Genomic DNA, 9625 nt, shown 5'->3' on the forward strand with positions numbered 1-9625 from the left:
TGATATCGTCCGCGCAACTTTTGTCAAACATGGCCGACGAAAATCGCCCCAAACCCGACCGCAACGGCGACAACGATGAAGGTCGCGGTGGCGCCCGCCATTGGATCATCTGGTTGCTGATCTTCGGCTCGTTGCCGCTCCTCATCGTGCTGCGCGAGAAGGGACCGATGCGGCCGTCGACCATCACCTACGGCAAGTTCATGGCCCTCGTCGAGGAGGGCCGCCTCGAGCCCGGCGCCAAGATCACCTTCAGCCCGCAGACCTCCGACCTGCGTGAAATCACCGGCAAATACCTCGCCACCGAGCCCGACGGCAAACCCGTGATGGGCGAGGACGGCCAGCAAAAGCGCGTGCCGTTCCGCATCAAGACGTTTCTGCGCGGCGAGACCGTCGAGCGCCTGCTTGACGGCGGCAAGTTCGAAACCGAGGAGCCCAACACGATGCTCATGAGCCTGCTCCTCACGCTGCTCCCTTTCCTGCTCGTCGCGGCATTCATCTACTTCTTCTTCATCCGCCAGATCAAGATGGCCGGCAAAGGCGCGCTCTCCTTCGGCAAGTCCAAGGCGCGCATGCTCAGCAAGGACAAGAACAAGGTCACGTTCAAGGACGTCGCCGGCGTCGAGGAAGCCAAGGACGAAGTCTCCGAACTCGTCGAATTCCTCAAGGATCCCAAGAAATTCCAGAAACTCGGCGGCCGCATCCCCAAGGGCATCCTCATGATCGGCGCGCCCGGCACCGGCAAAACCCTCCTCGCCAAGGCCATCGCCGGCGAGGCCGACGCCAGCTTCTTCAGCATCAGCGGCTCCGACTTCGTCGAGATGTTCGTCGGCGTCGGCGCCAGCCGCGTGCGCGACATGTTCGAACAGGCGCGCAAAAACACCCCCTGCCTCGTGTTCATCGACGAGATCGACGCCGTCGGACGCTCGCGCGGACACGGCCTCGGCGGCGGCAACGACGAGCGCGAACAGACCCTCAACGCCCTCCTCGTCGAGATGGACGGCTTCGACACCACCGAGGGCATCATCATCATCGCCGCGACCAACCGCCCCGACGTCCTCGACCCCGCGCTCCTGCGCCCCGGCCGCTTCGACCGCCAGATCACCGTCAACCTCCCCGACGTGCGCGGCCGCGAAGCCATCCTCAAAGTCCACGCCAAAAACGTGAAACTAGGCCCCGACGCCGACCTCTCCGTCATCGCCCGCGGCACCCCCGGCTACAGCGGCGCCGAACTCGCCAACCTGCTCAACGAAGCCGCCCTCCTCGCCGCCCGCATGAACAAGAAATCCGTGGGCATGGAAGAACTCGAGGAAGCCCGCGACAAAGTCCGCTGGGGCCGCGAACGCCGCACCCTCGCCATGAGCGACGAAGACAAGAAACGCACCGCCTGGCACGAGGCCGGCCACGCCCTCGTCAACGTCCTGCTCAAGCACACGCACCCCCTTCACAAAGTCACCATCATCCCGCGCGGACAATCCCTCGGCACCACCATGTGGCTCCCCAAGGACGACGTGTGGAACCACCAAAAGAAGGAGATGCTCGACAGCATCACCATGGCCATGGCCGGCCGCATCGGCGAGGAGATGTTCTCCGGCGACATCTCCACCGGCGCCGCGGGCGACATCCAGCAAGCCACCAAGATGGCCCGCGCCATGGTCACCCAGTTCGGCATGAGCGAAAAAGTCGGCATGGTCCAATACGGCGACAGCGGCGAGTTCGTCTTCCTCGGCCGCGAAATGGCCCGGCACAAAGACTACTCCGAGCAGATGGCCCAGCAAATCGACGCCGAGGTCAAGCGCATCATCGACACCAGCTACAACGAAGCCCTGCGCCTCATCACCGAGAACCGCGACAAACTCGAACTCATCGCCGGCGCGCTCCTCGAACACGAGACCCTCGACGGCACGCAAGTCGAGCAAATCATCCGCACCGGCCGCTTCGACCCGCCCGAGCCGCCCAAGGACGTCGGCCCCATGATGGGCGCGCCCGCCGGCACACCCCTGCCCGAAGTGCCCAAGCCCGCCCATCCCAAGCTCCCGCCCGACCTCGGCAGCGCCCCCGCCCCGGCTGCGGTCTAAGCCAAGCCGGCACCATCGTCACCCGGTCCTTGAACCTCTTGGCGTCCCGCACCACCACCTGCCGCCGCATGGCGGTAGTCAACCCCGGCACCCCACAATAGTCCAAATTCTTGCTGGACAAAGGGATACCCTGCCAATAGAACCGCACTCAACAATAAAACCGCAGGAATTGCGGTTCACTAAACTGTTAGCCAAATATGAAACATCGCTACTACCTCGTTGCTTGCGCTGCCGTCCTTGGCGGCATCGTTTCTTTCTCCGTCGCACAGGACAATCGGCAGGCAAAAATGGCCGAACTCAAGGCGAAGCTTGCCCCTGCGCTTAGCCTTTCGATTGAAGAGCTTCAGTTGGCGCTCTCAATCAAAGTGCATGAGAGGTTCGATGGAGCTTCCATTATTGCTGACGATGACGAGAGCACGTTCCTGGGAAAGATATCGAACGAAGTGGCGTCCGATTCCATTTTTAATGATGTCGGACGATATGGCAGCGTAGTTTCGTCCACATCGATTTGGAATCAGGTTGGTCGTTTTGGTGGTGAAGTGGCCCGTCACAGCCCATTCAATCGAGTGTCTTCGTCGCCGCCACTCATCGTGAAAGACGGCAAGGTGATAGGGCGATTGACCGTGAATAAGGTGATACGAGGCGCAGTAGATCCAAACTGGCTGAAGACATATTACAAATGACGCCGGCTAACAAAATCACTGGAGCGAACGCGGGCGGGCCACGTCAGTTGCCAATATGGTCGCGCTGGGCCGCCCGCGTCGCTCAGTTCTGGCGTTAGGCCGCACCACACACCATGAGCTACTACATCCTCGAAGGCGACGACACGAAAGGGCCATTCACAATCGGACAGCTACGCTCGATGTGGAACACAGGCAGCATTACGACGAAGACGATGCACTGTCGGGAGGATGATGCCGAGTGGCGGCCATTGAGTTCCATTTTGCATGAGCTTGAGCCACCAGCCAAGCCACCACCTCTGGCGGCACTTCCTCAGCAGCCCAGCATGGTTGTCGTGCGGCCAGCGAAGAGCAGAGGCGTTTATATCATACTTGGTCTTTTCTTTGGACTCATTGGCGTCCACAATTTCTACGCTGGTTATCACGGACGCGGCGCAGCCCAGTTGATTATCACGCTCTTGCTCGGCTGGATCATTATTGGTCTCGTTATTACGTTCATTTGGGTGCTCGTTGACTTGTTGAGCGTCACCCACGACGCAGATGGTGAGAGGATGACATGAGAAAGTTGCAGCCTAACCAGGGCGCTGCAGCGAACGGCCTCTCCGCCGTGCGTTCGAGCGTCGCGGGAATTCGTGAGCGCACCGTGCGCTCCACCGCCGCCGCCGAGGCCGTCGCTGAGCTTGGTCGCCCGCCTTTCGGCCCAAGTGCGTGTGCACCAACGGGCTGCTACAAGTTCGGTGGAGGTTTGCCAGCAGCGCTGTCAGTGAGGCGTGTTGCGGTGGCGTAATTCGCCACCCCTCGCCCACCACTGCCCCAGTAGCCGCTAACCAGTCACGGTTCCCCGCCCTACGCTCATAACCCACAAAGTTATGAAGCCCCGGTTCCGTATGTATCAGCGCGGCTGCAATGGCCGCTTCTACCTCGAAGACAACTCCACCGGCAAGCAGGAGAGCCTCGGCACGTCCGACCGCGCCGAAGCCCTCCGCCTGCTCCACGCGCACAACGAGGCCGCCTATCAACCCGCGTTCAACGCGCACCTGGCCCGCGCCTATCTCGTCGCCGCCGATCCGGAGATCAGCCAGCGCTCGTGGCAGTTCGTCATGGACGAGCTGATGCGCGCCAAGACGGCCAGCGCGCCGCTCACCGCCGCGCGTTACGAGAGCGCGTTCCGCGAGGCGCCCTTCGACGCGCTGCGCCATCTGCCTGTCATCGAGACGCGCGCGGATACGTTCTTGAAAGTGCTTCAGTCCGGCACGATCTCGACGAACGTGTTTCTGCGGCGGCTCCACAGTTTCGCCTTGGGCATGGGCTGGCTGCCGTGGCCGCTGCTCATGCACCGGCAGTGGCCCAAGCTGCGCTTCGAGTCCCGGCGCGCCATCACCGCCGAGGAGGCGCAGCGCATCCTCGCGGCGGAGAAGAACGTCGAGTGGCGCGCGTTCCTGGAGCTGCTCTGGCACGTCGGCGCGGCGCAGGTGGACTTGGCCGCGTTGACCACGGCGAACCTGGACTGGCCCAACCGCACGCTCAGCTATTACCGGAAGAAGACGGGCACGCTGGCGATTCAGCGTTTCGGTGAGGCGGTGGCGGCCTTGCTCAAGCAGCGGCCGAGCGAAGGGCTGTTGTTCCCGCACTTCGCGCAGATCAGTTCCGCCGACCGGGCGACGCGCTTTGCTCGGCGGTGTCAGCGGCTGGGCATCGTGGGCGTGTCGTTGCACAGCTACCGCTACGCGTGGGCAGAGCGGGCGCGCGAGGCGGGCTATCCCGAGCGGTTCGCGCAGGAGGCTCTCGGCCACACCTCCGCCGCCGTGCATCGCGCCTATGCCAAGGGCGCGCGGGTGAACATCCCGAGCCTCGACGAATACGCGCTGCGTCCCGCCGAGCCGCCCCCGGTCGCGGCGTGACCGCCCCGCCAAAATTTTTCGCCTTACACCTAACGAGCAGGCAATGCCTCCCAGACCGAGCTTTGCACTGGCCGCTCGCGAAGAACCAAGCATCCATTGAGGATATCTCCTCCCTCAAAAATTGATGTTGACTTTGTCACGTTTTGTAACATGTTGTAACACATGACACCGACCAAACTACTACAGCAAGCGAAAAGCGAACCCAAAGAGCGCGACCTAGCATCATATGCCGAAGCCATTTGGGAACTAAGGAGGAAAGACAAGAGTTACCGCCAAATCGCCCAATTCCTCAATGAGCGGGGTATTCCAACGGACCATATGGCAGTCTATCGCTTTATCGCCACTGACAATCCAATCCTAGGTTATGACGACGGTCGCCTTTTGGTCGGCGACGTGGAATATGAGGCGCGAAAGGGGCGACCGATGCATCTGTTTAATGCCGGTCTGTATGTGAGCATCAAGAAGCGGATGCGGATTCTACCAATCCCAAGGGAACTGGGCGCGGCCTCCATGTGGTGCGAAGCTCAGTTCGAACTTAGCGCGGTGCCAAACAATTGCTGGCTGGAACAGTTGTGCAAGCAACTGCGCATTCATTGGAATCCTGAAACGCCGTTCCATCTGCAAGGACGGCATGAACTCGAGCTTAAGTTTGAAGGCACAACCATGGCGATGGTTTGCCGCACGTGGAATTTGGAGGAATCGGTGAGCGACGTCGAAGCGGCTGTAAGGCAGGCCACCGAGTTCTTCATCAAAAACAAGGAATGGATGGCGCAGACAACTATCTTGCGGAATCGACAAAGACGCGAAGCCTTAGCTATCCTGCTCATCCCGGAAGGCACCTCTTTGGACGAGGAGTATGAGAGCTCCAAAGAATGGAGTGAGAGAGAAGCTGAGAGATTAACCAAGAAATTCCTTTCGGTTCCACAGTCGTGAACCGCTCACAGAAGCCTTTGTTATCTTCTGGCGTTCGGAGGTAACAAGTATGCATGCGAACGCACCAACCAAAAGCATATTATGAGTGCGAATAGTAACAGCGATGATCGAGGCGGCAGTTCTCCGGACCGGTCCCCTAACGATGACAGGAGTGACGTCATGAATCCTAACAACGATGCTTACTGGTCGGACCAGGATAATCGCGCATTGCAGGCAGGAGATGATGACTGAAAGTTACGAAGCTTAAGCCACGCTCGCTTGTTGTAATGCAAGTGGGTGTGTCGCTTCTGCCTCTCTTGCACCCGTAGTTGCATCGCCCCCGGTCGCGGCGTGACCGCCCGAAACAATTTCCCCTGACAGCTTTGCTCGTCAGGCGAGTTTCATTCTTTGGTGGGGCTGCCCGCCCCACGCCCCGGCCAAAGGTCGAGACCTCTGGACTCCACGGCTACGTCGCGGGCAACGGTGTCTCCTCCTCCGGCGTGTCCTTCCTGCGCGCGTTGCGCTGGTGCCAGTGCTGGTAGATGGCGACGGTGGCGCGATGCAGCCACTTCTGGTCTTGTGCCAGTTCGAGCACTTCCCGCGTGGCGAAGAACTTGATGCCGTTCTGCGGGGGATTGCCCAAGGGCTTGAGCAGCTTGCCGGCGACCAGCACCGGCACGTCGTGTGGCTGGCAGGCGATGAGCCACGCCACCTGTTCTGCGTTCACCCGGGCGGGCAGCACGCGCAGCGTCAGGAAGCGGTGTTGGTCGTCGCGCATGTCACTCCAGCTTGAAGGTGGCGTTGCGCGGGTGGCGCTGGTCCACCAGCTTCACGTCCCACCACGCCCCTTCCTTGGTCACATACTTGGCGCAGTAGTCGGCCACGTCGTTCCGGCTGTAGACCGGCTCGATGCGGTTGCGCCCATACCGGTGAAACCACTCGCGCCAGATGTCCCGCCGGCACCGGTTCTGGCAGTCCACCCACAGCGCATGCACATGGAAGCCGTCCCGGCCGGGGTTCTGTTCCAAGGCGTAGAAGTAGGAGACACCCCGCAACTCAGTCCGCATGAACTTCTCGTAGCACCGTTGCGCCGACCAGACGGACGCCTCCCAGGTGAACGTCAGATGCGAGATGACCTGCCACGGGGCCAGCGAATGCACCCAGTCGCCCATCTCGACGTTCAGCTGCGCGGCCTTCAACCGCTGTTCCCGGTCCATGTTCCTCGCGCCATTCATCGTGGTTTCACCGTTTCAAGACACACCTCTCGGACAAGGATGGTTGGAGCGGCGGCGCGCGCTGCGCGCGCCTCCGCCGCTCCAACCGTCCACGGGGCCGTCCTGGGTGGCCACGTTCATTCCACCGCCTGCACGCTGGTCGCCCGGATGATGACGCCGTTCTTGGCGTCAAACTGGTTTGGCTCCATGAGGTCAAACTCGACCACCAGGCGCTGCCCCTCCGTGAAGGGGCAGGCGCATTCCTTGGCGGCGTGTTCGAGGCTCTGGACGCTGCGGGGGCACCACGTTTGCACCGTGGGTGCCTTGCCGTCGGCGCACTGCACCTCGTAGAGGTTCACCACGCCGACGGTGCGTTTGGCTTTGTTCTGGATTTCCTTGTGGCGGTGCGCCACGAACTTGACCAGGACCACCCGACGGCCGGCCAAGAACTGTTCCATTGCGGTTTGCTGGTTCATGTTTGCTCCTGTGGCTTGCTCACGCGGCCGGGGACGCCGCGCCCGCCGCCGTTGCACCTGGCAACGATTGGTCCCTGACTCGCTCCGGCCCCGCTGGACTCGCGGGCGGAGGCGCGGCGGACCATCTCGCGATGTCCCGGGCCGCCGCTGGTTGTGAAGTTTGCTTTCACGCCCACCAGCTTGCCGCGCCGCAGGCTCGCCGCGTTAAGCAGCAGTGGGCGAACGGTGGCCGCGTTCTGATGAATGGTGTCGGGTTGCGCGAATTGCCTTCCCGTTCCGCGAGTGAATCGGCGTTGCCGCGGTTCCGTCTGCCAGACCAAGCCCGAGTTGTGTTGCGCGTTTTGCACGCCACCACTTAGCCCCACAGCGGCGGGACCGCTCAAGTCGCGGGTGCCGGTGCGGAATGTTTTTTACATACGAGGTATGCCATGCCCAAGCCGCCCAAAATCATCCATCCCGTCCGGCAAGTTCGGAAGTGCCTCGGCCATACGCAGGCCAGCTTCGCCAAGCTCGTCGGTTGCTCCGCCATCGCCATCCAGCGCATTGAGAACGGTTCGCTGAAGTTGAGCCCCAAGCTTGCGCACGCCATCGCCGAGGCAACGAAGGCAGACCCAAAGATCCTGCTCAAAGGCCCGGGCACGACCGCGCTGGACGCGATGGGGCAGTGCTACTCCAAGGAGTCGTTCCAGCACCTCGATGGGGTCGTTCCCATGACGGACAAGGAGTTGCAGCATTACCTCAATTCGCTTATCGGCTTCTTGGAACTGCTGCTCATTGCCTCCCATCGGGCGGGCAAGGTTAAGACCCACGCCGTGAACGCCGCCGTGCAGAACGCTTTTCAAAAAATCGCCGACGATTTCAACCTGCTCCCCGGCATCGAAGGCTTCCTCAAGGAACAGGGGAGCGTGCGTCACCGGAGGTATCGCGTGGGAGACCTGCGGAAATTCCCCGACTACGCGCGCCTCATCGGCTTTCAGGACCAGCGCCGCTACCGGCCTGACAAGGTGATCGAGTTCATCATCCCGCACGGGTGGATGGACCACTACTACTTGGACGAGTCTGCGGTGCTTCCCCCAGGCGCGGATCTGAAGCTGCGGCCAAACACGAGTTACTTTCTGGACACCAGGCGCCATATCCCCGAGGTCGTCAAGGAGGCGATCGCCAAGGCGCTCTACTGGAAGATCGAGTCCTTTACACCGGTGCCGTAGCACTACCTCACGGTGGGCTTTTGGCGTTGCCTCCGCATCGTGGTCTCGTAGGATTTCCCTATTCATCGACTGTGAGGGCACGAGGAATTCTATGACCCCTGAACAAAAGGCCCGCCAGCAGATCGACGCGCAGCTTCTCGCGTCAGGCTGGGTCGTTCAGGATTACAAGCAGTTCAATCCCTCCGCCGGTCGTGGCCTTGCCCTCCGTGAAGCTCCGCTCAAATCCGGCACCTGCGACTACCTACTGCTCGTGGACCGCAAAGCCCTGGGCGTCATCGAGGCCAAGAAGGAAGGCACACTCCTGGCCGGCGTGGCCGAGCAATCCGGACACTACGCCGAGAATCTGCCCGACTTCATCCAGTCCATCGCACCGGGCACGCTGCCGTTCCTCTACGAATCCACCGGCATCGAAACTTTCTTCCGCGACGAACGCGATCCCGAACCCCGCTCGCGCCGCGTCTTTTCGTTCCATCGCCCGGAAACCCTCGCCGCGTGGGTCGCCGAACCGGCCACGCTCCGGGCTCGCCTTGCGGCCATGCCTGCGGCCCACCCGTTGTCAGCCCAACATTTGCGCGCATGCCAGGTGGAGGGCATCACGAACTTGGAGGAATCCTTCGCCGCCGCCCATCCCCGCGCGCTGGTGCAGATGGCCACCGGCGCGGGCAAGACCTACACCGCCTGCGCGTTCACCTACCGGCTCATCAAGCACGCCGGGGCGAAGCGCGTCCTTTTCCTCGTGGACCGCGCCAACCTCGGGCGGCAGGCCAAGGGCGAATTCGACCAGTTCGTCGCGCCGGACACCGGCCGCAAGTTCACCGAGGTTTACAACGTCCAGCACCTCACCTCCAGCAACCTCGATTCCGTCGCCCGCGTCACCATCTGCACCATCCAACGCCTCTATTCCATCCTGCGCGGCGAGGAACTGGACGAAGACCTCGACGAAAAGTCCGGCTACGAGATCGCCACCGCGGACGACCGCCCGAAAGATGTCGCCTACAACCCCGCCGTCCCCATCGAAGCCTTCGACTTCATCGTCACCGACGAATGTCACCGCTCCATCTACGGACTCTGGCGGCAGGTGCTCGAATACTTCGACGCCTTCCTCATCGGCCTCACCGCCACGCCCAGCAAGCAGACCATCGGGTTCTTCAACCAGAAC

At 61.8% G+C, this 9625-nt stretch carries 10 protein-coding genes; 7 read left to right on the forward strand and 3 right to left on the reverse strand.

Annotation, left to right across the window (positions count from 1 at the left end; genetic code table 11):
• The first annotated feature begins 29 nt into the window (after window positions 1-29).
• From hflB to FJ386_09960, 5 genes are all read left to right on the forward strand, one after another.
• On the forward strand, window positions 30-2075 hold the full coding sequence (hflB, locus tag FJ386_09940) for an ATP-dependent zinc metalloprotease FtsH (GenBank protein MBM3877025.1): 2046 nt from the start codon (window positions 30-32) through the stop codon (window positions 2073-2075).
• Window positions 2076-2272: 197 nt separating this feature from the next.
• Window positions 2273-2758, forward strand: coding sequence for a hypothetical protein (locus FJ386_09945; GenBank protein ID MBM3877026.1), 486 nt, complete (start codon window positions 2273-2275; stop codon window positions 2756-2758).
• Between the two features lie 113 nt (window positions 2759-2871).
• Window positions 2872-3315, forward strand: coding sequence for a DUF4339 domain-containing protein (locus FJ386_09950; GenBank protein ID MBM3877027.1), 444 nt, complete (start codon window positions 2872-2874; stop codon window positions 3313-3315).
• A gap of 309 nt (window positions 3316-3624) precedes the next feature.
• Window positions 3625-4656 carry a hypothetical protein gene (locus FJ386_09955; protein MBM3877028.1) on the forward strand — a complete coding sequence of 344 codons (1032 nt, stop codon included), beginning with the start codon at window positions 3625-3627 and terminating at the stop codon, window positions 4654-4656.
• 162 nt (window positions 4657-4818) lie between these two features.
• Window positions 4819-5589 carry a hypothetical protein gene (locus FJ386_09960; protein MBM3877029.1) on the forward strand — a complete coding sequence of 257 codons (771 nt, stop codon included), beginning with the start codon at window positions 4819-4821 and terminating at the stop codon, window positions 5587-5589.
• Between the two features lie 445 nt (window positions 5590-6034).
• Here FJ386_09960 and FJ386_09965 read toward each other — a convergent pair whose 3' ends face one another.
• The 3 genes from FJ386_09965 to FJ386_09975 all read right to left on the reverse strand — a co-directional run bounded on the left by FJ386_09965 (window position 6035) and on the right by FJ386_09975 (window position 7240).
• A complete protein-coding gene (locus tag FJ386_09965) occupies window positions 6035-6346 on the reverse strand; it encodes a hypothetical protein (protein ID MBM3877030.1) in 312 nt (103 codons plus the stop codon).
• A gap of 1 nt (window position 6347) precedes the next feature.
• Window positions 6348-6785 (reverse strand): hypothetical protein, encoded by a 438-nt coding sequence (locus FJ386_09970; protein MBM3877031.1) that lies wholly within the window; start codon window positions 6783-6785, stop codon window positions 6348-6350.
• Window positions 6786-6919: 134 nt separating this feature from the next.
• A complete protein-coding gene (locus tag FJ386_09975; protein MBM3877032.1) occupies window positions 6920-7240 on the reverse strand; it encodes a hypothetical protein in 321 nt (106 codons plus the stop codon).
• A 446-nt stretch (window positions 7241-7686) separates the two neighbouring features.
• On the opposite strand from FJ386_09975, the gene FJ386_09980 reads away from it, so the two are divergent.
• Both FJ386_09980 and FJ386_09985 read left to right on the forward strand, forming a co-directional pair.
• Window positions 7687-8466, forward strand: coding sequence for a helix-turn-helix transcriptional regulator (locus FJ386_09980; GenBank protein ID MBM3877033.1), 780 nt, complete (start codon window positions 7687-7689; stop codon window positions 8464-8466).
• A gap of 91 nt (window positions 8467-8557) precedes the next feature.
• Window positions 8558-9625: DEAD/DEAH box helicase (locus tag FJ386_09985; protein MBM3877034.1), on the forward strand; the 1068-nt coding region annotated here is incomplete at its 3' end.

Source organism: Verrucomicrobiota bacterium, from assembly GCA_016871675.1.
In the GTDB taxonomy this organism is placed as follows: Bacteria; Verrucomicrobiota; Verrucomicrobiia; order Limisphaerales; family VHCN01; genus VHCN01.

Bases quoted from the DNA above. Each gene is read 5' to 3' on its own strand.
- FJ386_09955 (MBM3877028.1), top strand. From the start codon at position 3,625: ATGAAGCCCCGGTTCCGTATGTATCAGCGCGGCTGCAATGGCCGCTTC.
- FJ386_09945 (MBM3877026.1), top strand. From the start codon at position 2,273: ATGAAACATCGCTACTACCTCGTTGCTTGCGCTGCCGTCCTTGGCGGC.
- FJ386_09980 (MBM3877033.1), top strand. From the start codon at position 7,687: ATGCCCAAGCCGCCCAAAATCATCCATCCCGTCCGGCAAGTTCGGAAG.
- FJ386_09970 (MBM3877031.1), bottom strand. From the start codon at position 6,785: ATGGACCGGGAACAGCGGTTGAAGGCCGCGCAGCTGAACGTCGAGATG.
- FJ386_09960 (MBM3877029.1), top strand. From the start codon at position 4,819: ATGACACCGACCAAACTACTACAGCAAGCGAAAAGCGAACCCAAAGAG.
- FJ386_09975 (MBM3877032.1), bottom strand. From the start codon at position 7,240: ATGGAACAGTTCTTGGCCGGCCGTCGGGTGGTCCTGGTCAAGTTCGTG.
- FJ386_09965 (MBM3877030.1), bottom strand. From the start codon at position 6,346: ATGCGCGACGACCAACACCGCTTCCTGACGCTGCGCGTGCTGCCCGCC.
- FJ386_09950 (MBM3877027.1), top strand. From the start codon at position 2,872: ATGAGCTACTACATCCTCGAAGGCGACGACACGAAAGGGCCATTCACA.
- hflB (MBM3877025.1), top strand. From the start codon at position 30: ATGGCCGACGAAAATCGCCCCAAACCCGACCGCAACGGCGACAACGAT.